This is a genomic window from Sphingobacterium sp. ML3W (assembly GCF_029542085.1).
GTDB lineage: Bacteria > Bacteroidota > Bacteroidia > Sphingobacteriales > Sphingobacteriaceae > Sphingobacterium.
The window spans coordinates 3151226-3177991 of the sequence record NZ_CP107036.1; the positions used below are offsets into that span (position 1 = coordinate 3151226).

The following is a 26766-nucleotide window of genomic DNA, read 5'->3' on the forward strand; positions in this document are numbered from 1 at the left end:
TGTACAAGTACCGAAAAAAAATGATTTTTATTTCGCTTTTAGTTTTAAGCGACTTAAAGCCAGAGAGATATTATTCTTCACGGTCTGTTCGGATATTGATAGTCGAAATGCGATTTCTTTGATGCTCAGGCCTTCTACACGACTGAGATTGAATGCGGACTGCATTGTGGAAGGCATCTTAGCGACTTCATTATCCAGCAAAAAGGATAGTTCTTTAACCATCAATTTCTCATCGCTGTTACTTGCGCCAACTGGTTCGTTGGTTAGTGGAAGCACAAGTCGCTCGAAATATGAAATCCGCTTTTGATCCCTGGCCATCCAGTCAATGACCTCGTATTTAGCAGCTTTGAAAAGATAGGGATAAATAGATTCGTCGATTTCTATTTTATAGCGTCTGTTCCATAAAGATGTAAAAACCTCCTGAAGGATATCTTCCGCATCTGTAATAGAACCAATCCGCTTTAATATAAAACTTAATAAAATATCCGCATAGCGATCAAATAACACTGAAAATGCCTGTGTATTGCCTTCTCTCACAATATCAAACAATTCTTTATCAGACAGATCTCTCATGACACATTGATTATTATGTACGCTATATCAGATTTCCAGAGGATTTTTACAAAGTTATAATTGTGATGTTAATATAACATTAAATTGTACATCCTGCAAGGTACAAAATAATAAATTTTAAAAATAGAGTATTTAAATTAGGTTAATATCGAGTTAGCTTATAAGACCCCATTTCTGATCACGTGTAAGTTTTCCAAATTCTACAGTTATGCCATATAAAAAACTAGAAACGTGCCATTATTGGGACAGAAGTCGCTTCATATTGGTAAAAAATATTGTTCAGAAATATGACTAACGAATTATTCAAGGGACTTACCTGTGTTAATTTTATGGATTCACACCCGTTAAAAGTGGCGAATTTTTTTATTATTTCCACAAAAGGCTCTCCCCACAATTCGAAATCTATAGATTGTTTTTCTATATGCAGATGAATCAGTTCAAGTTGTTTATTTTTTCGATGCGCTTTGCAATCTACTCTACCTATAAATGTGTTGCCAAATAAGATAGGTAAGCAAAAATATCCGTATTGTCTTTTCTCCTTTGACGTGTAACATTCAAGTCGATAATCGAAGCCAAAAAACTGTTGAACACGGTCACGATGAATAATAGCATTGTCAAACGGTGATAGCAAACTAATTTCCCCATGAGTCTTAGCTATTCTTCTGTCTACTAAATCGCGTAGAACATAAACTGACGGATAGCCTTCAATAGTAACTTTCTCTACTATATCATCTTCTATCAGAGCATTCAAAACTTCATTTACATTGTTCCTGATTGCTTCGCCTGCTTTAAGATGAGTAATCTGTTTGACAGTAGTCCATCCATATGCTTTTAAATAAGTTTTTACTAAATACTCCGCAAATTCAAGTGAACTTGGTTTTGTCAGGTCGATATTGTTTGGCAGCACTCTTTCTGCGATATCATACGTCTTTTGCATTCCATCGCGTTCAGAAATCATTAAATCCCCCTGCAGGAAAAGCCGTTCCAATGCAATTTTTGTAGGTTTCCAATTCCACCAGCTTCCCATTTTTTTAGTTTCATTTTCAAAGTCTCTCGCCCTTTTGGGACCTTCAGCCCGAATAGTATCTATGACATACTGCATCACTTTAGGGTCCGCATTGTAGTAATGTGATTCATTTTGTTTTACTTCCAACATTTGCGGCAAAACAAAACGGAAATCCTTCATCGGAAGATAAGACGCAGCGTGAAACCAATATTCAAATACGTGATGCTCCTTTACCAGCTCTTCGAGGTAGCTCACCTTGTAATCAGGGATTCTTGTCCAAAGCGTATGATGATGTGCCCTTTCAACAATTGACAATGTATCTATTTGCAAATAACCAAGATGTTCCAGTCCTTTGAGTACGGCCTTTTTCCCATTTCCGAACGCTGATCTGCGAAGTAAGCCCTGGCTTTCTAATGTGATATTTTTTAACTGCTTTATGGTCAATTTTTGCTGCATTTCTTTTATTTCTCTTACCGAAAGATAGGTTTCTACTTCTACATGCTCTCCAGCATTCATTTAGTCTTTAAAGAGGGCTAATATCGATATTAATCAGGATAACCGCTATGTATTTTTATGATCCAATGGAAGCGATCAATAAACTTTTTATGATTCAATCAAATTTACGAAATAAAGTATGCCCAGTAGTCGTGTGGTTTTTTTTGTTATTTTTAAAGTAAATAATGTTATTAATTATATAATCAATTATGAGTAAAGTTACTAAAGAAGATGTTGCGGATGCAGAAAATCAGCTTTTCTTGGCCCAGTTGGCAAGCAATGTGGATGCTCTGGACCAGCTGTTGTTTGATAATCTCATTGCAGTTGCACCAACGGGACAAATGCTAACCAAAGAAATGGACTTAAATGCGCATAGAACAAAAGCAATGATTATTGAAGAGGCTTCAACAGAAATTGATGATATCAGAATAACTGGAGATACCGCGCTTTCCATCGTTACGATGACGGCAAAAGGCAAAGTAATGGGAGCACCATTGGAAGGAAAATTCCGGTATTTCAGGGTTTGGAAATATGTTGATGACAAATTAAAAGTCATTGGTGCAAGTTTCATGCAATTGCCTGAATAAGGATGTGATGAGTCGCTTGCATGGCGGTTTTTCATTACGCTATTGTACATTTCTGCAACAAATAAGAAAGTTATTTGGCAAGCAAGTTATCGCTATTCATGTAGTTCACTTACACGTGTATACACCGGAAGTCTACTTTGATATCTAACGCTAAAAGTTTTTCGTTGGTATTTTCCGAATAAAGGAACTTTTCTTAATTTTCGAAATTATATTGAACAGAGATCTATTGTTAAAAATTTCCTGCAAATAATCACATGATACCGCATCAATAGATTTTTCACCTAACTTAATGGAAACTAACACCGATCGCAGAAGGTAAATATTAACGCAAGATTTACATATGAAAACTAAAATCACAGGTAGAGAGAACACATATCTTCCAGTAGCTTGGGAATACCATGAGATTATTAAAGAGCAAATCAACAACAAAAACAGTGGAAAAATATTCTACTTTGAAGAGGACAAGAAACTCGGCGAAGCGCAGGGATCCATTATCGAAATAACAGAAGAAAAAAATAAAGGTTGTTTTATAGTGATGAAAAATGGACTTCGCATAAGAATAGACCGCATCATCACACTCTTTGGAAAAATAGGTGCAGCCCATGATGAATATAGTGCTTATGCGGACGCTTGTATGGATTGTACCGGCGGTTATTCAAAAGAAGAACTGGAGGACATGTAGGCCAGTTATATACTCCAAAGACTAACCAAAGTAGAGTTAAAAAATCATTTTCATAAGTTACTTCTAAAGTATTTTTGTGCCATAAATCAATAGTTCCGAGGCGTGAAAATTCAGTATCCAATCAAACCCAGAAAAAATTCATTAAATTCTTCACCGATGTATTGGTACTTTTACCGATTAAAACAAGCACTTCACCTAAATAACACCAAGATAAGAAATTGGAATTAACTAAGTTAGATGCAGAAAATAATAGTGCACCATTAACATTTAAGCAACATAACTTTAAAGATAGATCCCCAATGAAAAAACACTTACGTATAGCTTATTCTTATCGTAAATCATTAGCTCACTATGCGAAAGAGAGATTACATATAAGCGTAATTTTACTCTTACTTTTTCTATTACTTACTACAACCAACATAATCGCTCAAACTACAGCATACACAGTAAAAGATATAAAATTTAAAAGTAAAGGAATTGAATTGTCAGGGACAATTTTCAATGCTTTAAATTCGAAAATTGGAATTGTTCTGGTTCATGGATCTGGACAAGAACTTAGATATAGTGAGTTTGCAGCGCAGTTGGCAAAAAAAGGAATATCTGTTCTAACTTATGATAAGAGAGGCGTGGGTGAGTCAGGAGGGGAATATGCGGGTCCCGAAGTTGGCACGAATAATATTGACTCCGCAAACCTCAATCTTCTAGCAGAGGATGCTAACGCAGCAGTTTTAACTCTCAAAAATTATTTTGGGCAAAAATTAACATATACTGGTCTCCTGGGGTTCAGCCAGGCTGGCTGGATTATCCCTTTGGCATCAATTAAATCAAACAAGGTGGATTTTACGGTCATTTTTAGTGGGGCGGTAGTTCCTACATTAGAACAGCTCCGTTTTCAATTTTTTACTGAAGGAAAGGCAAATTTCTGGACGGATCACACCGAGCAAGAGGTCAGAGATCATATCCGAAACGCGCCCGATAAATATAAATTTATTACAACCGATCCGCAGGTATCCCTTAGCAGCACAGATACACCTGGACTCTGGCTTTTTGGTGGACAGGATGTGCAAATTCCTGTCGGCTTATCAATTGACCATCTCAATTTACTTAAAATTGAAGGAAAACCATTTGAATATTGTCTATTTCCAGAAATGGGACACTTTCTAACAGCTTCGGACTCTTCAGCCCCTATTAAAATAGCCCTAAACTGGATCAAAAATCTAAACGAAAAAACGAGATAAAAGAGGATGCACTAAAAAGTAAAATTCATGAAATACTAAAATGAACCTGAGAACGCTCTGTTTCAGAAACTTTATATAGCCCAGGGGCGCTTATTGAATTGACCATCTTAATTGCACTACCTAGTTTATATCATTCACTTGCCTTTCATTCAGATCTTCGACAGGTAGCTCTTCCAATTCAGCTATATAATATTTTAGATCCACCACCATATCTTGATGAGGTTTGGCAAATTTTTTAAAAAAGTAGTGATGCACGAAATAGAAAATTAGCCCATAGAGAACAAACCTAAAAAGGACCACAGCGTCGAATATTGAAGCAAGATTAAAGGAATGAATATTCTTTAAAGAGAGTGCCATGATCAGTATGAAATACAGCACTATTCCTGTCAATCTATTGAACCTCAAATAAGCTGAGATAAGCTGTTGTATATTCTTGAAGCGATCAATTAAGGGTAAGTCTTCCTCATAACTCTGAAGAATATTTTTTCGTAATTTGTAGGTTACATAAATCATCGCCGATTCAACCAATGAGCCAAGAACAAAATAGTAGCCCCAGAAAGCGCTGTCATAGTAATACAGAACAATACCAATAGCAAGGATGACAAGCATTGAGCGATACTGCATATTCTTCCCTGAGTTCCGATCGATCAGATCAAGCAAGCTTGCTGATTTTTGTGTTGTTATTTTTTCAATAGTATTTTCAGGTAAGTTAATCACTGTCGATTGGCCATCAATACTATTTTTTTGCATTTTATATTTCAGTTGATCTAGTTCCATGGTGATAGTTGTTTACTTAGTTCCTTCAATTTTGTTTTGATTCTCGATATTTTTACGGCTACATGATTGGGCGTCATACCCATAGTCTCAGCGATATCATTGTAACTATAGTCTTCAAGATAGAGTGCTACCAAGGCTTTCTCCACCTTATTCAACTTACTTATTGCCTGATACATAAGCAAAATTTCCTCATCCTCGCTGTAAATAATTTCGCAGTAGCTTTCTTGATCAAACTGTAATTCTGCGAGATTGTGCCGGCGATCCCGCTTGATATATGTAATAGCCGTATTCAATCCCACTCTATATAGCCAAGTTTGAAATTTGGCATCACCTCTAAAGCTTTTGAATGATTTCCAAGCCTGTAATACGATTTCTTGAAATAAATCTTCCCGATCGGCTTTATTGTCTACATACATGCAGCATATACGATGTACGATCGTCTGATTGGAAGCTATCAACCTTATAAAGTCTCTTTCAATATCCATACTTTTCTGAGGATGTTTTATTTTGTTTTACTTGTTTGTTAGTCTCTAAAAAATTAAAAACATTACAGCACAAGTAAAAAAATCATGCTGATCGTATTCTTTAAATATCGGATACATTGTACCGCAACTCATTGTGTTTAAAGGATTCTTATTGCTGTTATCCACAAACGATCTTTTGAGAGCTCTGTACAAAAAAAGTATCTTGGGTGTGATTATTTCGCAGTGAAAACTATCACTTGTCCCAATAATTATCCACGATATGTTTTAAAAAGGCTGTGTAAAAATTTAAATGCGGGGGTTGGCTAAATGCAGTGAATTGATCGTGGGTAGTATGGAATCCCATATAGAAAAGCCAAAATCCCAATGAAAGATAGGGTACTGCAGCTAATTCCTCATCTCTGATAGGGCGATTGAGACGATAACCATCTATAAAAATACGATATGATTCATTAGCAGCCTGCTGTGTCATCCTTCCGGTGTATACATCTAAGATGAGATGTTGCCAAAAGGTCATGATATCATTCACCAGCCAACCGGAACCCATGAAATCAAAATCAAAGAAAGTCACCGAATCATTCTCGAAATGAAAATTTTTGGGCAGAAAATCAAAATGGCAATAGCCCTTTGAAAACCTCTCTATATCAATTTGCGACAATTTTTGTTCAACACGATGAGCCATTTCACAAAGCCAGCTATGTCCTTCGACGTTTTCCTTAAATATGGACCTTAGTTTTTCCAGAGGTTTAAAAACTGTTGTTTCAAGATCAAAACTCCATCTTGCTTCTCCCAAACTAATTGTGGATGCGATATTGTGAAAACGTGCCATTTCGCTTCCCAAAACACGGAGCTGATTTTCACTCAATAACTGGACGACCCGACCTCGTGCAAAACTGAACAACACCGCATAACGCTCCCCCTCTACTGCTTCGAGTTTCTGTATTGCTTCTCCAAAAACATCAGTGATCGGATAGGATACAGAGACCTTTGCCTGCTCTAAAGCTTGCAACAATTTCACTTCCTCCCTTATCTGCGGTAAACTTCGATGCGATGAACGATAAACCCGCAATATAAATTTGGCTTCAGAAGCTTCTATGAGATAGGTATCCCCTACCCCGCGAAGCAGAAATTTACATTGAACATTTTCAAGTCTATATTTCTCTGAAATCAGCGAAGATAATGCAGTTGGACATAGTGTCGAATAAGTAGCAGGAAAAACGGATTTCATTTCATAAAGATATCTGAATATTTAGCAGATTACAAATACACATCCATTCCAAAACCAAATATTCCAAAGCACTCATAGCTCTAATATTAGTTTTGGTTATCTATAATTTTACAAGAAAATTCCCCTTTTTAAAATTCCACAGCGTAAATTTATATAAAAGAACACTATAAAGAAGATGGCATCGATTCTACGAAACAGGCAAGTGAAAAAATACTTTTTTTTCCTGGCTTGTATTTTACTCAGTTTTTGTACCTCATGTAAGGATATTGGCGAACTGGCTGATAAGCAAAAATCGAGTTCCTATTTTATCGATTCCAAAGGACAGGTAGTCTATTGTCAGAATGGGAATTGGTTTAGCTTGGGCGTATTGCAAATGCAGGCTGATGCAAAATCGTTTGAGGTTTTGGCAGAAGATATAGGCAAAGACAAAGACTCGGTTTACTTTCGTAATATGACACAGAAACTGGTAGACAAGAATTCCTTTTATGTCGACAATCAAGTTCCTAAAGATCGTTTTCACGTATATTATATTGATCACGTCTTGGGCTTTAATATCATTGAAGGAGCAGATCCAAAAACGTATGAAATAATAAGCAATCATATCAACTGGGCTCGGGACAAAGACCATTACTTCTACTCTAATGATATGATACAGGCCGATCGGGAAACTTTTGCATTCGTCAATGACTTTTTTCTGAAGGATAAAGATTCTGTTTATGTTTCGCCTAATATCGGAAACTTTAGATCAGTCATGCCTAACACCGGAAATGTTGAAGCCATAAACAAGTATTATATGAGAATCGCAAATACAATATGCTATCCCCCTTTTCAGCAGGGCTCTACTGCCATAACGAAATCATTTGATTCCATACATACCATTCGCATGCTTGATCAGGATATAATTTGTGTGAACAATAAAACCATCCTATTCCGAGGCAAAGATTTTAAATACACAGATGTTGATGCCACCTCCTTTCAGTTATTTCCCGTGGATGAAAAAGGTGGAATATATGAAGACAACCCTTATTCAAAAGACAAGAACCATATATACTATAATCAGGAACTAGTTCCTGATGCGGATGTAAAGACATTTATACCCATCGGTCGTGATTTCGGAAAAGACACTAAAAATGTATATTATCGAAAACAACGGCTAGAAGGTGTAGATGCAGCAAGCTTTAAAAAAGACGGTGATTTTTATAAAGACAAACGAGGTAATAAATTCAGCGCTTTGACAGGAAATAAAGTGTAAATAAATATCTCCTCCGAAAGGAGCTCGCTGGAGGAGATATAAGTTACCCGACACAGCACCAGCAGTAGTAAATTGTACTCCTTTCACCTTAATTTATTCGTACAGATGCATATGACCTTGTAATACAAGCTTTAAATTGTGTTCTTTAGAAAGATCAAATACTTGTTTCTAATTTGCAAAGGTATCAAAGAAAGTATAATGTCCCTCCAGCACAAGTTACTTAAAGCTAAACTGTTGCAGCATCTATATTTGAAAAGTCTCCACTAATTCCGAAGTAACATATTGTATGTGGCCAAATAAAACTCATCGATCAGTTGCTTAATTAAAGCATCTTTTTTGCTATCTACGGCCAGTCCGACCCAATTTTTTGTTGGAAGATATTTACTTCGAATCCATTGAACAGACAATTCCACTTGCTTTTCCGTGCGCAGCCATTCTAATCCACACTCGTTAAAATAGATCTTTTCATTAAATAAATCCATAACAACGAATGGTCTTTTCTTAAAATAGAAAATACTCATATCAAGATCAGCAAGCTCATTAAAGCTAATATATTTTTTTAGATGCATATAGGCATTTATTTCGGTCAACATAATGGTCTATTTGTTTTATCGGTTCGTAAAATTATCCATTGGTCCAGATCATTAATCACACCTGATTGATTCGTTTATCAGTTGAAATTAGCTACCAGTTCCCTTCTTGAAATTTGGTTTATAAGTTAGTTACGAATCAAATCTAGGTGAATCGGGGTTGCTCGTTGGGATAAATTTTGGTCTAATAGGTGGAAAAACGCAATTTTATATTGCCAATTGGTTTTTTAACTGAAATGCATTTGAATATCTTGGCATTTGAAATAGGTAGGATGACAACATCCATTCTAATATGAAAAGCGATGGTGGTAATCTTTAATTCAATTTTTCAGTACAAATTTAAAAAAAAATGAATCTCCGCAATCCAAGCAATCCAAAAAGTCGTAAATGCTTATAAGTACAGAAAAATTATAAACTAAAAGACTTTTGTTATGAAAAAGATAACACCACACAATGAGCCACTATTGACCTCCGATAGTGAATTTGAAAAGAGAGATCTCGGACGTAGAGATTTTCTGAAATTTGCAGGTGCCGGTGCCGCCTCACTCGCCATTCTTGGGGTGGCAAGTTGTAAAAAAGACCGTGATGACGATATGGATAATGGTGGTAAAGGCATGTACTTCGGTAGTGGGGATATTGCCATCTTAAACTATGCATACGCACTTGAACAGCTTGAAGCTGCGTTTTACATCCAGTTAGTCAATAATCCTTATTCTGGTATTTCCGATATGGAAAAAGCTTTCTTTACAGATATCCGTGACCACGAGATTGCCCATCGCGAGTTTTTTAAAGTGGCTTTGGGAGCGAAAGCGATATCTAGTCTTGAATTCAATTTGTCAGGTATTAATTTTAGCAGTCGAGCATCCGTCTTAGCCACCGCCAAAACATTTGAAGATCTTGGTGTTTCAGCTTATAACGGTGCCGGTTGGTTGATTAAAGATCCGAACTATCTCCTTTTAGCAGGTAAAATCGTATCGGTTGAGGCCAGGCATGCTGCCTGGGTGCGGGATATGATAGACAATGGTAGTTTTGCTAACCAAGAAGTTGTCGATTCAAATGGGCTTGACCTAGCCAAGAGCCCTAGCGTAGTTTTGAGCGCTGCGGCACCATTTATCAAATCAAAAATAGATGTAAAGGATCTACCCACCTATTAATTCACTTAAAATCTGATTATCATGAATCTCTTAAACGTTTTTGAACAAATAAATGCTGTAGATCCTGAATTTAGTGATCGCATCAGTCCACGTCGCGAAGCTATTAAAAACCTGGCTTCTATGAGCAAAAAAGTAACATTAGCGGCACTCCCTTTTTTTATTAGTGAGCTCTTTAAAAAGGCTTATGGTGCCACTGCACCCACTGATGTCAATGGTGTGCTTAACTATGCCTTGACCTTGGAATATCTCGAAGCAGAATACTATACGATGGGTGTTGCCAAAGCTGGTCTTATTCCATCGGGTAGGCCACTTGGTGCCATCACCACAATCCGCGACCATGAAGTTGCTCATGTCAATTTCCTCAAACAGGTACTTGGCAATAAAGCTGTTTCCAAGCCTACATTTGATTTTACCGCTGGTGGTACCTTTGGTAATGTCTTTAGCAATTACGACACCTTTTTAGCTATCGCACAAGCTTTTGAAGATACTGGAGTACGAGCATACAAAGGACAGGCCGGAATACTCCTTGGTAATCGGGTTGTACTTACAGCAGCTTTACAGATCCATTCGGTAGAAGCGAGACATGCTTCCCACATCCGTCAGATGCGACGTGCCCGCGGCGGTGGCGCAGCTGATCAAAAACCATGGATCACAGGAAGCAACGACTCCGGCATCGGTGCAGTTGTAGACCCTATATATGCTGGTGAAAACAATATTACACAAGCTGGAGTGGACATCACAGGCCTCTCTGGCGCTATGGGAAAAATATCAACAAATGCGGCTACCCAGTCTTTTGATGAACCTCTTTCTGCAGAAGCTGTACTTAATATCGCAGGTTTATTTATTAAAGCATAACAAAAAAACGTAGTTTATCTGTTTAGCATGTCCTGGTTTGTTTATCGAATCAGGGCATTTTTTTAGATACCACCCATGACACAAAGTTCACTAAGCGTAGGTACGTCTTTGCTGCCCTCATCCTCGAGTGTAATAGCAAAAGCTTGCGCTTTGGGAATGTCTAGCATTTTGCTTGTACCATCTACTTTTACATCCAATGGAAATACGCCAGCATTCACCGGCTGACCATCAACCATCGCCCATAATTGATATTGCTTACCTTTTGGCGCGATAGGCATTTGCTCGATATTTAGGTAAACTGCTTTCGAGAGCTGATCCCAAAATAACAAAGCATGGAGATCTGGCTTAGTTTTGGATAATAATTACACAAAGTTTTATTATTGAATGTAATAAAGGAAAAATTATGCTACATAAAGTTCTTATTTTGAGTTTAGGTATCTATAGCCTAGTAAGTTGTACTTCCCAAAAGAATGTTAACGCATATGGAAAAGAGTCAGAAGGCATAGATCTATTTGAGGGACAACAAAAACTATTGAAAGAGTATCCGTTGCAGATTAAGTTCAACCGTATTGTAGAAGAAAGCCGTTGCCCTGAAGGGGTTGATTGTATATGGGCTGGGGTTGCTGTTGCCGAAATTGAAATAACGAGAAAAGCGGCCAAACCTGTCATTTTGAATCTCGCTACCACGGATATGCAAACAAGAGGTTATCAGAAATCTACTAATTTCAGCGGATATACCATTGAATTACAAAATGTTGCTCCCTATCCCACTACAGAACGCAGGGCACAAGATTTAAAAGGAAACTACAAGATTTCCATTTCTGTACAAAAAAGTAAAATAAATGATGTTTAATAAGAGAATGATGATCAAAGCACTGTGGAGTAAAAATAAAAAAAACTGTACTCTTTCAAGCTATAATACATATGCGTAAAGAAAATTCGACTAATGCCATCAATGAAAAAGCACTACAACAATATTGCAGTGCTTTTAAAACACTATCATTAATTAGTGGGCGGTGGAAGCTTTCCATTTTATTCAAATTGCTTAAAACTAAGACAAGCTATTCGGAGTTCAAACTCCTTCTGCCTGAAATAAGCGACCGGACGCTTTCTAAACAATTGAATGAATTAGTGGATGATGGATTGATCTTAAAGAATAAGAGTAAAGTTTCGTCGATGTATACATTGACAAATAAAGGCCTGAAACTCGAGAAAATTTTAATCGATCTTTCTGCATTTCATGATTAAGATTAACCAAAATCTATTTTTTCCAGAAACTCTATCACTTCCCCATTAGGACTGTATACCAAACTATTTCTCACAGAAACAGTTTTGGTACCATTTGATAAATCCAACTCAAACAAGCCTTGACTTAGGTCTTTGGCTCCATATTCAAGAGCTTGTTTTCTTGCCGTATCCGCATCTTTTACAACGAAACATATATGAAGCAAAGCATTCTCAATGTATTCGTCATCCGGTTTTCTTTTTCTGCCCTGTGTAGGTATAGCTCCATTTTCATCACATATCTCTAAATAATAATTGATAGCTCTATTATGAAGCATCACACATTTTTCTAAATTGAAATCCGGTAAAGACCAGCTATGTACTATTTCGAAGCCAAAATTCTTATAAAAATCTACAGTATGCTCAAAGTCTTTAGCTTTAATAGATATATGATGAAAACCGATGATATTATTTCTTAAATCCATGTTTCTAAGTTTTATATTTCCAAAGGTACCCATCAATAGATAGCAATAAAAGGGCTTACAAAATTGTTAGTATATGTAGTATATGAAAAGAAACAATAAAACATAGCAATCTTTACTTGCTTGGTCGGGGGAGTTCTTTGATCCAGATATTTTTAAAATCTACCGGTTGCCCTTCACTCTGCAAGGCGATAAATCCACTACTCAACAATTTACCATCAATCTTAATTTTGGGATCATACCCATTTGCTGTCCCCCCTCCGATCTGCGGTTTTGCGTATTCAAGAACGGTATCACCGTTAATAATATGTTTGATCAGTGAATCACCTAATACAATCAATTCACCTTTAACCCATTGATCACCATCATAAGTCTTGGAAGTCGAATTTAAACAGTGTGAAGAAGCGATCTTACCTTGGTAAACCACATTAGTCCCTGGGGAACACATATTACCTGTAGGCCGTGGCTGGCCATCACTTAAACCACCCAAAAGCTGCATTTCCACAGAAATGGGCCAATCTTGCTCTTTCAACATTGTTCGGGGATCTTGTGAATGAAACATGACACCACTATTGCGTAATGTGTATGAAGGTGCTCCTTTATGAAGATCACCCACAAATCTGTATTCAAATTTCAGGTGATAATAAGAAAATGGTGTTTTATAATATAAATGACCAAACTGATCATTGAAATCACCGTATTGATCGTACCTGATCTTAATAATTCCATCTTCAACCCTAAAGGTATTCCCGTAATTCTCACCAACTTCGTGGTGATGAATTTTGACAAACCAATCATTAATATCCTTTCCGTCAAATAATGGTTTCCAACCTGTCTTATCGGAATTTCCCTTCATTCCTGCACAGCTACCAAACATCAGAGCAGCGGCTAGAATTATATAAATACATTTTTTCATTTGATACTTATTTGGTTTAAATCGAATAGCAATATACGATATATTCCAATAAGCTTCATTGAACAAAGCTCCTATCTTCTACAACCTAAGTTCACTTCTATCTTTTCAAACCTCAAATCAGATTTTCCTATAGCCTCTTTTCAAAGATTCTTTTCTTGGAAGGTTCACTTTTTTTAGGACCTAGGAAACTATGGTAAAAATCATAGCGGAACAACTTCTAATAAGAGATACTCCCGAGGTTTTAATCCCGGGAGTTTTTTGCATTAATAAGCGACCAACTTCTCTTCGATTTCTTTGATGGCCTTCACTGTTTTCATAAAGGAATCGGGTGTAACGGAAATTGAATCTATGCCCTCTTCGACCAGAAACTGTGCAAAATCAGGATAATCGGATGGACCTTGCCCGCAGATACCAACTTTGACTCCTTGTCTCTTTGCAGCGCGAATAAGATTCGCAATCATTATTTTGACCGCAGCATTGCGCTCATTATATAAACCGGAAACTAAGGCTGAATCGCGATCCACTCCAAGTACCAACTGAGTAAGATCATTCGATCCAATGGAGAACCCGTCGATATGACGAGCGAACTCTTCAGCGAGGATGACATTGGAAGGAACTTCTGCCATCAGATAAACTTCCATTCCATTATCGCCCCGTTGAAGGCCATATTCCTCCATCACCTGATAAACCCGCAGCAACTCATCCACTGTACGGCAAAAGGGGATCATTACGACGACATTGTCGAGCCCCATTATTTCCCGGACCTTTTTTATCGCTTTACATTCCATCCCAAAAGCCTCCTTATAGGCCGCTGAATAATATCTCGAAGCTCCCCTCCAACCAATCATTGGATTTTCCTCTCTAGGTTCAAAGTGCTTTCCACCGGGCATATTATAGTATTCATTGGTTTTAAAATCTGAAAAACGAACGATTACCTTATTTGGATAATAGGCCGAAGCGATTTTACCAATTCCGTAGGATAGCTTTTGAATGAAATATTGCTGTTCATCTGCATAGCCTGCAATAAGTGAACTAATGTGGTTACTCAGCTCGATATCATTCAATTCCCGATGTTTTAAGAGCGCCATCGGGTGAATCTTGATATAGTTGTTGATAATAAATTCCTCCCGAGCCAAACCTACCCCCTTTGCTGGATACTCCGCATACTGAAAGGCGATATCTGGTGATCCAATATTCATCATTACTGGTGTACTCACCTCGGGTAGGTCAGAAAGGTCATGCTCGTGCTTACTATAAGGAATGCTTCCTTGGTAAATTAACCCTGTATCACCTTCGGCACATGAAACAGTAACTTCCAGTCCAGTAAGCAGTATTTCTGTCGCTCCATCACAGCCTACAATAGCGGGTACACCCAATTCACGTGCAACAATAGCAGCATGACATGTCCGCCCCCCTTTGTTGGTAATTATTGCAGCTGCCTTTTTCATAATCGGTTCCCAGTCGGGATCAGTTATCTCCGCAACCATGATATCACCTGTGTTAAAGTCGATCTCCTGTATATTTTGCTTATTGATTCCCTTGAAATTATGAATTCTCCCAGAGGCAATCTTGTCTCCCACTGCAATGCCTTTTAGCAGAACCTGCGATGACCTGTTTTTCGCATTGATTTTATATTCTGTAATACAATTGGATTTTTTTAGTGAATGAATGGTCTCAGGTCTTGCCTGAACAATGTATAAATCACCTTTCAAACCGTCAAGGGCCCATTCTACGTCCATAGGGCACCATTTTCTTTTGAGAGCAGTATAATACTCTTCAATAATACACACCCATTTGGATAGCTGAAGGATTTGCGCATCGCTTAGACAAAATCGCTTCGTGCTTTCTACTGGTGTATCTATTATCGTTACTGTTTCACTTCCTGAAACACTGTAAATCATCTGTAATTGTTTGCTCCCGAGCTTCTTTTCTACAATTGATGCGTACCCTTTTTTTAACAAGGGTTTGTATACAATAAATTCATCCGGATTCACCATCCCTTGCACAAGAAGTTCGCCCAATCCATAAGATCCATTCATAATCACAGCATCTTTGAAACCACTTTCCGTATCAATAGAAAAAGCGACTCCCGAAGCTCCTAAGTCGGATCGTACCATCTGTTGTATGCAGACAGAAAGTCCTATATTAAAATGTCCAAAATTAAATGCTTCTCTATAACTGATTGCTCGGTCAGTGAAAAGTGAGGCAAAACAATTTTTAATCGCTACCAACAGATCTTGCCTTCCCCTAATATTTAAATAGGTATCCTGCTGACCGGCAAATGAGGCATCAGGGAGATCTTCTGCTGTAGCGGAAGAACGGACCGCAACACCAAAGTCCTGTATATGCTCTAAACCGATAAGCTCTTCGTAGGCGGCTAGGATCTCCTGTTCCATTGCCGGTGTGAAAATACCTTGCTGAATCAATGTTCTTATCCTACCCCCACAACTGGTCAGCTCCCGCAGGTTTGTACTGTCAACACCTTTCAGTATATCTTTGATCTTCTGATCCAGTTGATTGTCGGTGATAAACTGAAAGTAGGCCCTACTGGTCACAATAAATCCATCTGGAATATTTACTCCTAAAGGTTTCAAATGCTGTAACATTTCTCCTAAGGAAGCACTCTTCCCTCCTACCAAATCAATATCCTCAATAGAGGCTTCAATCAGGCGCATTGTAAATCTGTTATCGTTCATTATACAATTATTTTACACGAAGTTAGGCTGCATTTTTTGAAGTCATTTGTTAAATATTAAGACAAACTGATATTATTTTAATAACTTTATTTACATCATAAACATATTTGTATTTATATTATATAAATGGAAAACTATTTTGGACAGACCATCCTAACGAAAAATTCGATGTTTACCTTTGCAACTGCTGATGTTTACCATGCAGCAAACAGCTTCCACAGCCATCGTGAACTCGAGCTGATTTATATCTGTTCGGGGCAGGGAACTTTTTCAATAGGTCAATCTTCCAAAAGAATTTCCAGCGGTACGATCATCCTCATTGGGGCTAATGCGCCACACATGTTCAAATTCGAAACGAATCGCTATTATGACTATGCAATGAAGCACGGCAGGACACCAGTACCTCTCAAGCTGTTGACATTACATTTTGACCCCAACAAATTAGGGCAAGATTTTCTCAATCTCCCTGAAAACAATTTATTAAGCAAGCTACTAACAGCTTCAAAGGTCGGATTACAGCTAGAAGGACGAACAAAAACGCTTGCGATAAGGAAACTCAAGAAGCTAGAAAGCTGTGAAAGCTACGAACAGCTACCTTTGCTACTATTGCTAATAAATGAAATCAGCGCAAGCCAAGATATTCCCCAGAGCTGCGAAAATGACGATATCAAACCCTTTAAGAAAATAGACGAAACACGTTTGAGCAGGATCTACTTGTACACCATGGACAATTTTTACAAAGACATCAAGCTAAGTGACATTGCAGGCATAGTATATATGGTTCCGAATGCCTTTTGCCACTATTTTAAGTCTCGTACAGGAAGAAGCTATTTTGACTTTCTCATTGAAGTCAGAATCGAACATGCCTGTAAACTATTGCGTGACGGAAATGAGAGTGTTTCTGCAATCTGTACGAGCTCAGGATTTAACAATCTATCAAACTTCAACCGCTATTTTAAACAGCAAACCGGAAAATCTCCGATTGCCTATCGGCAGGAACATCGACAATAAGTAGTATTGTCATAAATAGTTTACTCTAAACATCCATAGGCAAATCAAAATAAGGATTGCAAGGGAAAAACTACCTAAGCCTCATAAGAAAACCTGGAGGTTTGTTCTTCCCTCCAGGCATTCTTATATAAAAATACGACAGCTATTTCGTTGAATTGTCTCCAAATAACTTATACGGGCTTATTTTAAGAGGATAAATTCACTATTCTAGGATAATTTCTAGTTCATCAAATTATTTTAGACAAAAATTAGCACCATCTGATCAAGGGGTAAAGGAACTATTTTGAAAATATCTGGTTCATTCTCTGCCCTGTACAACGAATGTAAGCAGAATACTTGCAAGATATTGCTTAGGTTTATATATTTGCGACATCAAAAGAAATCCTAATGCGGAAGTGGCGTAATTGGTAGCCGCACCAGACTTAGGATCTGGCGCCGCAAGGCGTGGGGGTTCGAGTCCCTTCTTCCGCACTGAAATCCTCCTGAGTTTAAGATCTCAGGAGGTTTTTTTTATTTTAAAATATCCTAGAACTATCCGAGCTCCCCCTATAGCCGTAGTCTATGTCTTATTCGACCAGATATTTTGAGGTACCATAACACCTGGAGCGCAAACAATTACACAAATAATTCATGATATTAGGATTAAACGGGTGCCCAAAACATAGAAATGCCACTAGGCGAACAGTTTTTCGCTGAATTATTTGCATCCTTTCAGGATAAATTCGACATCGCTTGGATGATCCACTTTGAAGGAAATAAAAAAATGGGAGCTTAAGGAAGCTCTTCAAACAAACCAGCTAAATATATACTGTCTATTACTCTATTTCCTGCAAATATATCGCTTGTGGGGAATGGAGTACCAGTTGCTTCGTACCTATTTCGGGATTTAAGATGTCGTCAGACTTTTCTCTGGGCTGTTCCATCAATAAAACCAATATTCTGCAGGCCAAAGAAGATCGGATATGGCGTTCGGCGATGGAGATCTACAAGTCTGAAACTTCTGATGAATATTTTATCGAACGAAGTGGTGGTGATCATCACAAATATTTCGGGAAGGTAACAGCATATTCAGACTATGTCTTTATCATAATGAACAGCAATACATTTATCCGCCAGCGGCATTTTATTTCAAGAATAAAAGACATCAATGAAAAGCTTAAAAACCCAGAATATAAGCTCTTTAAATTGCATTTTATAAGTACATGTATCAGCTTTAATCAGGAACCAATTGCACTATTTGAGATCTTTCAAAAAGCAGAAAGAAAGACGTTTATTTCCGATTCAATCAGCTTCCCAATTGACAGCGATGAAATTCCTCAATCTATTTTAAGGCAGCTTGAAGATACAGACGCAAACAGAATAGATTACAGATAGGTATTAGGAGGGATTCTCGGGTACAAGTTTTTGAACTTTTTGAAACTGCACTAATTAACGTTTGTATCAAAATTGGCATACCAATATATTTTGATATCTAGAAGGTAAAGCCTCAAATTAATGTTCAATACCCTTCTAAAAAAATCAGCATGGAAAATTCCATGCTGATTTTTTTTCAATTATCAATCGCTGCGAGTGTTAGCTCTACAGACTCAAAATTGTTGTTATAATTTAAGCTGACCAGTCGAATGGTTTTGTACAGGGGTCGCACTCAAATTTTAATACCTTACCTAGGCTCTTTGCTTTTTTACCTTTTTTCACAAACACATAAGCTAGGTCTAAATATTCTTCAACTTCCTTTCCACTTTCATCTCTACCTTTTAATATGACAGAATAATATTTTCCTTCACTATCTTTTTTATAAAACACCTCGTTAACGGTAACTTTTTTCGGTGTTTCATTATCACAACAGCTGCACCACAAAACAACAACTGCTTCCTTCTTGAGATATCCAACGGCTTTCTCTGCCTGCACCTGTGTTAATGCAGAAAGTTGATCTGCTTTTGAAAAAAAAGCAGTGCAGAGCAATACAAAAAGTAAAATGGTCTTTTTCATCTATTTAAATTTGTTTTTTTTAATTGTGTAGAAAGTTTTCAATTTTTAAAGAATAAGTTAAGCAAATACTATGCCCTTTAATAGTAAAAACTCTTACCCTCTCCCACAAATTAAATATGCATTATTATAATTATTTTTCCCAAACCAAAGCACTCGCTCCGAGAATGGCTGCATCTGCTTCCTCCAGTTCACTGAAAACCAGTTTCACCTTATTTCTAAATAAGGGAAAAAGATTTCTTTCCATGTGCAATTTCGCAGGTTTTAAAATAAAATCACCAGCTTTAATTACACCACCAAACAGCAGAATGGCTTCCGGAGAGGAGAACATCACAAAATTTGCCAATGCTTCACCCAGTTTCTGACCAGTATACCTAAAGACTTCAATGGCAATGGGGTCACCTTTTTCCGCACATTCATGAACAGTTTTGGAATTGATGGCATCTTCGGGGTATTGATTCAGCATTGACTCCGGAAATTCAGCTCTCATTTTCTTCGCAGTAATTGTGATTCCCGTTGCAGAAGCATAGGCTTCCAAACTTCCCTCAGAACCTGTGCTCCAATGCTTTCTTCCTCCCGGTTTGACGATCGTATGTCCCAGTTCTCCAGCAAACCCATCATGTCCATAAATAAGCTTTCCTCCAGCAACAATGCCGCTTCCTACACCTGTTCCTAAAGTGATCATAATAAAATCCTTCATTCCTCGTGCTGCCCCAAAAAGCATTTCACCATATGCTGCGGCATTCGCATCGTTGGTTATTGTACAGGGAATATTGAATTTGGCAGTCATTAAATCACCAAATCGAATCACGCCTTTCCAGGGAAGATTGGGGGCATGGTCTATTGTCCCAGTATAATAATTTGCATCAGGAGCACCAACTCCAATTCCATCAAAATTCTCTTCACCGCCAAACATTTCGATGAGAGGATAAGCTTTCTCATACAAAGCATCTATAAACTCTTCAACATGCTCATAATCATCCGTCCTTATGCTTCCTTTTTCAAGAACTTCACCCCGATGATTGACTACTCCGAATTTCGTATTAGTACCTCCGATATCTATTCCCAGCGCTACACGTTTTGATAAATCTATTAATGACATTATTATTCTTTGTTTCTAAGTTTTAAAATTATAAAAAAGATAGCATTTTATAGTGAATTAAACAAGGGATTAGTGTACCAGTTTGGATACTGACTGTGCAACAATACAATACAATACAACCATGATCTATTTAAACCGATATTGCAATGACAGCCTGCAATAACGATGTTAGTTCAATTATTGAAGATCATGAGCCCGATTTTATCCGTTCGAATTTGATCAGGTAAAAATCGGGTTCATGCGAAGATCGTGCCTCATGTCTTTAGTTCGTATTTTCTGCATAGTATAGATCTGAAAAGATCTTTGTTAGTTTAGAAGGATCTTCTCGCCAAGTATTATACATCCCTTGTCCCATCTCATCAGGTACAATGTCGAGTTTACCCTCGGCTATATATTCCAATATCTTTAGAGCTATACTATCCGGATCCGGCATATCCCAATCACTTCCTTTGTTCATATCAGTATCAATTGCCCCTGGATTTACAGCATAAACAGCAATTCCTTCTCTTGCCAATTCGATTCTGACAGATTGTGTTGCAGAGAAGAGGGCTGCTTTTGAAGCAGCATATCCGGCAATAGTTGGTAAAGGTGAATAAGCTGCAATTGAAACAATATTGATCATTTTCGATGGTTTATTTTTTATCAGAATAGGTGCAAACGCGCGCATCATCTTTATTGTTCCAAAATAATTTACCTTCATATCGTTATCCATTCCCAATAGGTCGCCTTCCAAAATATTTCCTGCACTTAAAACTCCAGCATTATTGATGAGGATTTCAGTATCCTGCGTGGCTTCGGCAACCATTGCGATTTGCTTATCCTCCGTAATATCCAAGGTCAATGTTACAACCCGATCATCATCAAATATTGGCATTGCACTCAAATCCCTACAGGTAGCATAAATCTTTCTTGCTCCATTGTTTAGTAAAGCTTTTAGGAGTGCCCGGCCTATTCCCCTGTTAGCTCCTGTAATCAGGATAACCTTATCTTTAAAAATCTGCATATCACTTGATTTATTAGTTAATACAAATTTATTTGGTTAGCTAAAAAGATAAAATCCGAAACTTGCTACATTTGTCATTCTTCACTTTGAAGTCAATAAAAATTCCTCCCAGAAAAATCTATCATTAAAGATTACAGCACTGATTTTGGTCATTTGCATTTTGTGACCCTATTTTTTAAAAGTCCAAACCTGCGTTTTTTTATCATATTGACCTGCTTTATCATTTTGCTTCAATTCCGTTAGTTTATAATCTCTGCAGGGATCACCTTCATCAATTTTAGCTATATAGCTTATTCTGTCTATTACACCGGGTTTGAGTTGTATATAAAACGTTCCATTTTCCATTTTTTCTAAATTAACGGCAATAAACTTTTGCGCTCTGTTTATCGTAAAAGAAAGGGAAATATGTTGGTCGTTTGGCGCTATTTTATATATTTCGATTCCTTCTACAGGATAAAGTGGGCTGTCACTAAATATTAAATCCTTTCCATTTTCATTTAGGTAATTAATGTTACCCACCATCGGAATATAAATCTCGGCACAGAATACGTTATCGTCATTGCTTTTACAAGCTCCAAGGGTAATAAAAAGCATGGATAGGACGCATAATTTAAAATATTTTTTCATAATTTATCTACTTGATTAGCATAATATCGAACGCCAATCCTCGTTGATTCGCTACATCATGAAGTAACTGACAGATTGCCTATTTAATTAAGGGTAGCTTTTTTAGAATGGATCAGGTGGCACATTCGGAATAGTCTTCGTTATGAAAAAAATAAAATAATAGAGCCGCAGCTTAGTAGCTATTAGCTTCTAATCCCATGTGTAGGATCGGATATTTTTTACCTTGTCCGTCCAATGCGGATCTTTTAAGAACTTTAAATCCCATATGCTTGTAGAAATTCACGGCTTGGATATTTTGCTCATTTACATCTACGTTAGTCACTTCTAAATGTTTTATTGCATGATAAATGAGTTGTTTTCCAATTCCTTTACCACGAAAATCATTGTGAATAAATAACATTTCTAGGTTCTCTCCAGAAATCCCCATAAACGCAACTAATACCCCATTTTCCTCATACCCCAACAACGTAACATGTTCAAAATAGGTTGGAATTTGCGCCTTATAATAATTAAAATCCTCCTCTTTCAGAAAATCATGTGTATTCAACACAGCACTCTCCCATATTAGAATCAGATTTCGATAATCACTCGTTTCAATTTTTCTAATCATACCTGTAAATTTTGAAGGGCAAAGGCCAGATTTTATTTGTGCAATATACCGCCCAAGTAAAAAAGCACCCCGTACGTTCATTATAATTTAAAATAAAATTTTATAGAATAAAATTACAATTATAGCTATATTTCCTAAAATAAATTATTTCTATGGCAAGATCCACAATATTCTTTCATAAAAAAACTTTATTTTTTAGCTTTTTAACATTTGTTTTTAGCCTAAACACATTTGCGCAACAAGTATCCAAAAACTATTATACCACGCTGTCTGAGGGGTGAAACTTATGAAAGCCCCAGCGAACAAGCAAATATCCTAACGACCGTTACCTAGGGTTCTAAAGTGACCTTCAATAATTTGGATGCAGAAAAGTTAACCATGCTAGACAATTCATTGGTCGTAAATGGAGCAAGAACTTTTTGGATGAAAGCAACACATAATAATGTCAGTCTACATTCTTCGCTAGGGCAACTTACACCTGTAGAATTTTTAATGAAATATGGAAAACAGGAGAATTTCCCAACATTCCAACGAGATAATAACAATAAATTCGATTGGAATTATTTAGTTTTGAATATAGCTAGTTAGAGTGAGAATACATCTGCACTCAAAAAAATGACACTTGGTTATGTGACATTAATTCTATATTTTGAAATATGATAAACCTGAATTACACTATTTTTCCCTTTCTCATCGGTATTTTAGCATACTTTAGCCCAGTAATGGGGAAAGCTCAAATGATATCTTTTTATCAGGTTACACCAGTTGAGATCCCAGGCTATTTTACAAAGACAATATTCCCATTCAATCCAACATTTATGAAGGGGAATAGGGTAAAAAGTGTAACCCTCAAAAGTCAAGAAAATGGAATTTCCAATCATTATACATTTGATTCCAACGGTCTTCTGGAGAACATAACCATGAGCCGATACAATCAAGAAAAAATAGATACTGTTTTTTATACCGCATATCACTATCAGAAAAATGGACTTGTTACTAGAGAAGCAAGGATTGATTATCATAGTGGCATCGTAACAATAAAGGTATATGGATATGATGAAAAGAAACGAATTGACAATATCAGAATCTTTTCGTTGAACGCACAAATACCCAATAGAACACAAAATAATGATTGGATGGGAGAACCAGTTCCTGGTTTGGATCAAATCATTCTCAAAGGATCATGGCCTGATGAAAATCAGTTAAATAACATGATCAATGAAAATAAGTTTTCCTCCTGGCGGTATCGTTACTTTACAGAAAACAATTTTGAAGCAGAGGAACGTACGGAATTCTTCGATTTTGTAAAAAATGGAGGTGGTCAAGATACCTGCCACCAAAAGATAACATATTATTATTTTAATAATCATCCTATTGTTCAATTTCTCCATTCTGGTTGCGCAGCTAAGACCATCCCCTCCGAACAATACGAATTTAAAGATGGACTGCTATTAGCAATCAATGAAACCGATGCTAGTGTTGAGCCTAGAAGTGAAAAATATACCTATGACAACAACAAAAATCTGATATTGATGCAAAATAGCTGGAATGGGCAAAAAGTAAGTGAACTGATCATGACCTATAATAAAAAAGGTTTTCTAACAACAATACAACGAAAATCTGAAACGGCTAAAATGGCTCATTATTTTGAAGATCGTAGCCTCGATCTGAATTACACCTTCTTTTGAAAACTTGCACCGATATTCTGGGAATTCTATTTATCGAATTGTAAAAGGGATATCACGGATTGTAAATAGATAAGATTTAATTTTATAGTAGTCATTAATTTTAGGCCTATAAAGGCTTATGCTATTTGCTCAGCCCTTTAAACCTTAGGCAAAATGACAACAGCAAACAACGTTCAGGCAATTGCAGAAAAAGTTAAATCCTTCGCAATGGGATTTATTGGCGCATTTTTTTTGGCTCTTGGAGTCAGTTATTTTAGTGAGCAATCATCTTATAGAATCCCAAGAATATTACTTCCTGTTTATGAATTTTTAGGAAATATAGGTTTAGCAATCGGTTTACTTATATTGGGAGGTATACTTTTATATAGTGCTTACATCAAATTTAAAAAATACGGTGGCAGACCGGTTATCATGCTGATTGTTCTACCCCTGTTTACACTACTAGCTTTTGGTTTAAATACATTCTTCAACAATAATCAGTCTGGCAAAAAAGGGTACAGTGCGCAAAATAGACAAGCGACAGAACAGGTAGGAAATGCAAATCGTCCCGAGTTAAACAATGAGAAAGCAGAAAAATATTTGGATAAACTGGAAAACCTATTCGCTGAAATGACCAAGGCTAAAGAGGGTGCTGATGAAAATAGGTTTAAGCTCCTGGAGACACAGTTTTTAGATCTGGGTACTGAATTAGCTATTATTATCCCAGAAATGGCTAAAACAGATCAATATCCAAGCTTCATACAGTATAACGCCTATGTATCAAACAAGATCCATAAGATGCGAATGAACTAACAGACTCCTAGCATAGTGATTGAAACGAATAATATTTCCAACAAAAGTTATAGCGCTTTCAGTTTAAGATATACATTTTCCTATGCTCCCGACAAGGATGAGAGAAATGATAAATACAGGGATCTTACATTAAAATTAGAACCAGTGTAGGATCTTTTTCGCTAGATGGGATTGAACGACAGATAGACCATGAATTGATCATTGATTAAAACAATACATAAACAAAACCTTCATGCTCTGATAAGCACCAACAGCCATGAAAATCAACTGAAGGTCCTTTCTGACCAATAGAAAACAGACACTTTCACAAAAAAAGGTTTTCAAACGGGGAGAATGAAAACCTTTAAATAACCAATTATAAACCTAAATTATGATAGTACAAATATAAAGATTTAAAATCATAAAAACAAAAATATCTACTAAAATAGTAGATATTTTTTTTCTTTCTGTTTTCATTCATTTACACGCATGCTGTTTTCGAGCTAAAAAGAACAAAAAGCTACGACAGACAGAATAAACGGTTTACATTAAAATATTATTTTCAGCAACAATAGGTTGCGGTAGCGAAGTCTCATCCAACATATCACGCATATCAATTTCGATCATTCGGCTAATTTGCGTAATCGGTATATCATTGGCACTACCTTCAAATGGGTTGACTGAGCTCTCTCCTATGGTATCCAAAACATGAAATGCCCATGCTACGATTGTAGAAAACAAAACATTAAGCCAAATGCTATATCCTTCCAGAAACGTCCCCTCGCCCAATTTATCATACTCCCGGAGCAAACCAAAAGGCAATAATAAAATAAACACAAACATCAGATAAGTCGTAACCGATGCGAAATTGCGCGGATAAGGAAAGTTTTTGATACGCTCGGCTTTTCCCTGATCATCGATCAGCCTGATGATCCCCTGTTGCAGCTCCAACCATTGAATATCATTGATATGCCCCTCTTTTTTTAGGGCTGCAACTTGTTCCGACTGTAATGCTAACAATTGGGTTGCCCTATTCTTTTTGGACAGAATATAAGTGAGTTCCTTTTCTTCCAGGTAGCCCCCCAACACTTCCTCCAACTTGCCATCCCATTCAGGAATACGATAATGTGTACGCAGAAATTCTTGATTGCTCTTACGGCTGGTATTTTCCCAATTACGTGGTTCCCTAAGTTGGTATCGCAATGCGGTAAGCCAGGCAAAGTGCCGGTAGAACACTTGTTTTACAATAGGATCCTGCTTTCCACCGGCTGTATCACGTACCAGAAATGCAAAATTACGACTGTCGTTAATCACGCTGCCATAGATCTGCCTCGCTTCCCAAATACGCCCATAACTCGCATTATTTTTAAATCCGACAATGAAAGCCAACCCTGTTCCCAACAGGGCAAGGGGTTGCCAGGGTAATGCAAGAAAATGCCAGCCAAAATAATATAAAGCGGTAGGGACTGTAGCTATTAAAAGTATCCACAAGGTATCGCGGAAAGTCCATTTGAAAAATTCCTGGGGACTGTATCTTCTTCCAGTATGCATAGTCTATTTGATAATATGTTTCTCTTGAAAATACGAAATATTCTGCATTAATCAACTGTCATTCATTAAGATCCACTGTCCTTCTACAGCATACTTTATTGAATACAGTTGTACCCGATTCAAGTATTATGATCTATCCGTATAACAGTATAGACGGTTGAAACAACCAATTGTCCCTGT

At 37.1% G+C, this 26766-nt stretch carries 28 protein-coding genes and 1 tRNA gene; 13 read left to right on the forward strand and 16 right to left on the reverse strand.

Features of this window, described 5'->3' with window-relative positions; genetic code table 11:
• Window positions 1-27 precede the first annotated feature (27 nt).
• Both OGI71_RS13350 and OGI71_RS13355 read right to left on the reverse strand, forming a co-directional pair.
• On the reverse strand, window positions 28-573 hold the full coding sequence (locus OGI71_RS13350) for a sigma-70 family RNA polymerase sigma factor (RefSeq protein ID WP_282255978.1): 546 nt from the start codon (window positions 571-573) through the stop codon (window positions 28-30).
• Between the two features lie 223 nt (window positions 574-796).
• Window positions 797-2095 carry a crosslink repair DNA glycosylase YcaQ family protein gene (locus OGI71_RS13355; protein ID WP_282255980.1) on the reverse strand — a complete coding sequence of 433 codons (1299 nt, stop codon included), beginning with the start codon at window positions 2093-2095 and terminating at the stop codon, window positions 797-799.
• A 188-nt stretch (window positions 2096-2283) separates the two neighbouring features.
• Here OGI71_RS13355 and OGI71_RS13360 point away from each other — a divergent pair, with 188 nt between their 5' ends.
• From OGI71_RS13360 to OGI71_RS13370, 3 genes are all read left to right on the forward strand, one after another.
• The gene (locus OGI71_RS13360) at window positions 2284-2661 is read left to right on the forward strand and encodes a nuclear transport factor 2 family protein (RefSeq protein WP_282255982.1); all 378 of its coding nucleotides are present in this window, start codon (window positions 2284-2286) and stop codon (window positions 2659-2661) included.
• Window positions 2662-3001: 340 nt separating this feature from the next.
• Window positions 3002-3343 (forward strand): hypothetical protein, encoded by a 342-nt coding sequence (locus tag OGI71_RS13365; protein WP_282255983.1) that lies wholly within the window; start codon window positions 3002-3004, stop codon window positions 3341-3343.
• Between the two features lie 299 nt (window positions 3344-3642).
• Window positions 3643-4581 (forward strand): alpha/beta hydrolase, encoded by a 939-nt coding sequence (locus OGI71_RS13370; RefSeq protein ID WP_282255984.1) that lies wholly within the window; start codon window positions 3643-3645, stop codon window positions 4579-4581.
• 120 nt (window positions 4582-4701) lie between these two features.
• Here the strand turns inward: OGI71_RS13370 and OGI71_RS13375 are convergent, their stop codons facing one another.
• From OGI71_RS13375 to OGI71_RS13385, 3 genes are all read right to left on the reverse strand, one after another.
• Window positions 4702-5358 carry a hypothetical protein gene (locus OGI71_RS13375; protein WP_282255986.1) on the reverse strand — a complete coding sequence of 219 codons (657 nt, stop codon included), beginning with the start codon at window positions 5356-5358 and terminating at the stop codon, window positions 4702-4704.
• The gene (locus tag OGI71_RS13380; protein ID WP_282255988.1) at window positions 5349-5843 is read right to left on the reverse strand and encodes a sigma-70 family RNA polymerase sigma factor; all 495 of its coding nucleotides are present in this window, start codon (window positions 5841-5843) and stop codon (window positions 5349-5351) included. Before OGI71_RS13380 ends, OGI71_RS13375 begins: the two co-directional genes overlap by 10 nt.
• A gap of 232 nt (window positions 5844-6075) precedes the next feature.
• The gene (locus OGI71_RS13385) at window positions 6076-7068 is read right to left on the reverse strand and encodes a phosphotransferase (RefSeq protein ID WP_282255989.1); all 993 of its coding nucleotides are present in this window, start codon (window positions 7066-7068) and stop codon (window positions 6076-6078) included.
• 175 nt (window positions 7069-7243) lie between these two features.
• Here OGI71_RS13385 and OGI71_RS13390 point away from each other — a divergent pair, with 175 nt between their 5' ends.
• Window positions 7244-8320: a DKNYY domain-containing protein gene (locus OGI71_RS13390; protein WP_282255990.1), complete on the forward strand. Its 1077-nt coding sequence runs from the start codon at window positions 7244-7246 to the stop codon at window positions 8318-8320.
• Between the two features lie 263 nt (window positions 8321-8583).
• Here OGI71_RS13390 and OGI71_RS13395 read toward each other — a convergent pair whose 3' ends face one another.
• Entirely contained in the window at window positions 8584-8913 is a 330-nt protein-coding gene (locus OGI71_RS13395; RefSeq protein WP_282255991.1) for a hypothetical protein, read from the reverse strand.
• A gap of 428 nt (window positions 8914-9341) precedes the next feature.
• Here OGI71_RS13395 and OGI71_RS13400 point away from each other — a divergent pair, with 428 nt between their 5' ends.
• On the forward strand, window positions 9342-10064 hold the full coding sequence (locus OGI71_RS13400) for a ferritin-like domain-containing protein (RefSeq protein WP_282255992.1): 723 nt from the start codon (window positions 9342-9344) through the stop codon (window positions 10062-10064).
• A 21-nt stretch (window positions 10065-10085) separates the two neighbouring features.
• On the forward strand, window positions 10086-10919 hold the full coding sequence (locus OGI71_RS13405; RefSeq protein WP_282255993.1) for a ferritin-like domain-containing protein: 834 nt from the start codon (window positions 10086-10088) through the stop codon (window positions 10917-10919).
• A 62-nt stretch (window positions 10920-10981) separates the two neighbouring features.
• On the opposite strand, the gene OGI71_RS13410 is transcribed toward OGI71_RS13405, so the two are convergent.
• Window positions 10982-11248: an anti-sigma factor gene (locus OGI71_RS13410; RefSeq protein WP_282255994.1), complete on the reverse strand. Its 267-nt coding sequence runs from the start codon at window positions 11246-11248 to the stop codon at window positions 10982-10984.
• A 74-nt stretch (window positions 11249-11322) separates the two neighbouring features.
• Between OGI71_RS13410 and OGI71_RS13415 the strand changes: the two genes are divergently transcribed.
• Both OGI71_RS13415 and OGI71_RS13420 read left to right on the forward strand, forming a co-directional pair.
• Window positions 11323-11772, forward strand: a complete 450-nt coding sequence (locus tag OGI71_RS13415) for a hypothetical protein (protein WP_282255995.1) — start codon at window positions 11323-11325, stop codon at window positions 11770-11772.
• Window positions 11773-11843: 71 nt separating this feature from the next.
• The gene (locus OGI71_RS13420; protein WP_282255996.1) at window positions 11844-12167 is read left to right on the forward strand and encodes a helix-turn-helix domain-containing protein; all 324 of its coding nucleotides are present in this window, start codon (window positions 11844-11846) and stop codon (window positions 12165-12167) included.
• Between the two features lie 2 nt (window positions 12168-12169).
• Here the strand turns inward: OGI71_RS13420 and OGI71_RS13425 are convergent, their stop codons facing one another.
• From OGI71_RS13425 to ppsA, 3 genes are all read right to left on the reverse strand, one after another.
• Complete coding sequence (locus tag OGI71_RS13425) at window positions 12170-12628, reverse strand: VOC family protein (protein WP_282255997.1); 459 nt, start codon at window positions 12626-12628, stop codon at window positions 12170-12172.
• A gap of 112 nt (window positions 12629-12740) precedes the next feature.
• A complete protein-coding gene (locus OGI71_RS13430; protein ID WP_282255998.1) occupies window positions 12741-13541 on the reverse strand; it encodes a DUF1080 domain-containing protein in 801 nt (266 codons plus the stop codon).
• A 263-nt stretch (window positions 13542-13804) separates the two neighbouring features.
• Window positions 13805-16237 (reverse strand): phosphoenolpyruvate synthase, encoded by a 2433-nt coding sequence (gene ppsA, locus OGI71_RS13435; RefSeq protein ID WP_282255999.1) that lies wholly within the window; start codon window positions 16235-16237, stop codon window positions 13805-13807.
• Window positions 16238-16363: 126 nt separating this feature from the next.
• Between ppsA and OGI71_RS13440 the strand changes: the two genes are divergently transcribed.
• From OGI71_RS13440 to OGI71_RS13450, 3 genes are all read left to right on the forward strand, one after another.
• Window positions 16364-17248: an AraC family transcriptional regulator gene (locus OGI71_RS13440; protein WP_282256000.1), complete on the forward strand. Its 885-nt coding sequence runs from the start codon at window positions 16364-16366 to the stop codon at window positions 17246-17248.
• A gap of 389 nt (window positions 17249-17637) precedes the next feature.
• Window positions 17638-17719, forward strand: a tRNA-Leu gene (locus OGI71_RS13445).
• Window positions 17720-18139: 420 nt separating this feature from the next.
• On the forward strand, window positions 18140-18622 hold the full coding sequence (locus OGI71_RS13450) for a hypothetical protein (RefSeq protein ID WP_282256001.1): 483 nt from the start codon (window positions 18140-18142) through the stop codon (window positions 18620-18622).
• 231 nt (window positions 18623-18853) lie between these two features.
• Here OGI71_RS13450 and OGI71_RS13455 read toward each other — a convergent pair whose 3' ends face one another.
• The 5 genes from OGI71_RS13455 to OGI71_RS13475 form a co-directional block, all read right to left on the reverse strand.
• A complete protein-coding gene (locus OGI71_RS13455; RefSeq protein WP_282256003.1) occupies window positions 18854-19237 on the reverse strand; it encodes a hypothetical protein in 384 nt (127 codons plus the stop codon).
• 130 nt (window positions 19238-19367) lie between these two features.
• Window positions 19368-20336, reverse strand: coding sequence for an ROK family protein (locus OGI71_RS13460; RefSeq protein ID WP_282256004.1), 969 nt, complete (start codon window positions 20334-20336; stop codon window positions 19368-19370).
• 262 nt (window positions 20337-20598) lie between these two features.
• Window positions 20599-21339 carry an SDR family NAD(P)-dependent oxidoreductase gene (locus OGI71_RS13465; RefSeq protein WP_282256006.1) on the reverse strand — a complete coding sequence of 247 codons (741 nt, stop codon included), beginning with the start codon at window positions 21337-21339 and terminating at the stop codon, window positions 20599-20601.
• A gap of 168 nt (window positions 21340-21507) precedes the next feature.
• On the reverse strand, window positions 21508-21966 hold the full coding sequence (locus tag OGI71_RS13470; protein WP_282256008.1) for a hypothetical protein: 459 nt from the start codon (window positions 21964-21966) through the stop codon (window positions 21508-21510).
• A 172-nt stretch (window positions 21967-22138) separates the two neighbouring features.
• On the reverse strand, window positions 22139-22576 hold the full coding sequence (locus tag OGI71_RS13475) for a GNAT family N-acetyltransferase (RefSeq protein WP_282256010.1): 438 nt from the start codon (window positions 22574-22576) through the stop codon (window positions 22139-22141).
• Between the two features lie 656 nt (window positions 22577-23232).
• Between OGI71_RS13475 and OGI71_RS13480 the strand changes: the two genes are divergently transcribed.
• Together OGI71_RS13480 and OGI71_RS13485 are read left to right on the forward strand one after the other, a co-directional pair.
• Window positions 23233-24264: a hypothetical protein gene (locus OGI71_RS13480; RefSeq protein ID WP_282256011.1), complete on the forward strand. Its 1032-nt coding sequence runs from the start codon at window positions 23233-23235 to the stop codon at window positions 24262-24264.
• Window positions 24265-24417: 153 nt separating this feature from the next.
• Complete coding sequence (locus OGI71_RS13485; RefSeq protein ID WP_282256012.1) at window positions 24418-25056, forward strand: hypothetical protein; 639 nt, start codon at window positions 24418-24420, stop codon at window positions 25054-25056.
• 522 nt (window positions 25057-25578) lie between these two features.
• On the opposite strand, the gene OGI71_RS13490 is transcribed toward OGI71_RS13485, so the two are convergent.
• Window positions 25579-26586 carry a bestrophin family ion channel gene (locus tag OGI71_RS13490; RefSeq protein ID WP_282256013.1) on the reverse strand — a complete coding sequence of 336 codons (1008 nt, stop codon included), beginning with the start codon at window positions 26584-26586 and terminating at the stop codon, window positions 25579-25581.
• Window positions 26587-26766: the final 180 nt, after the last annotated feature.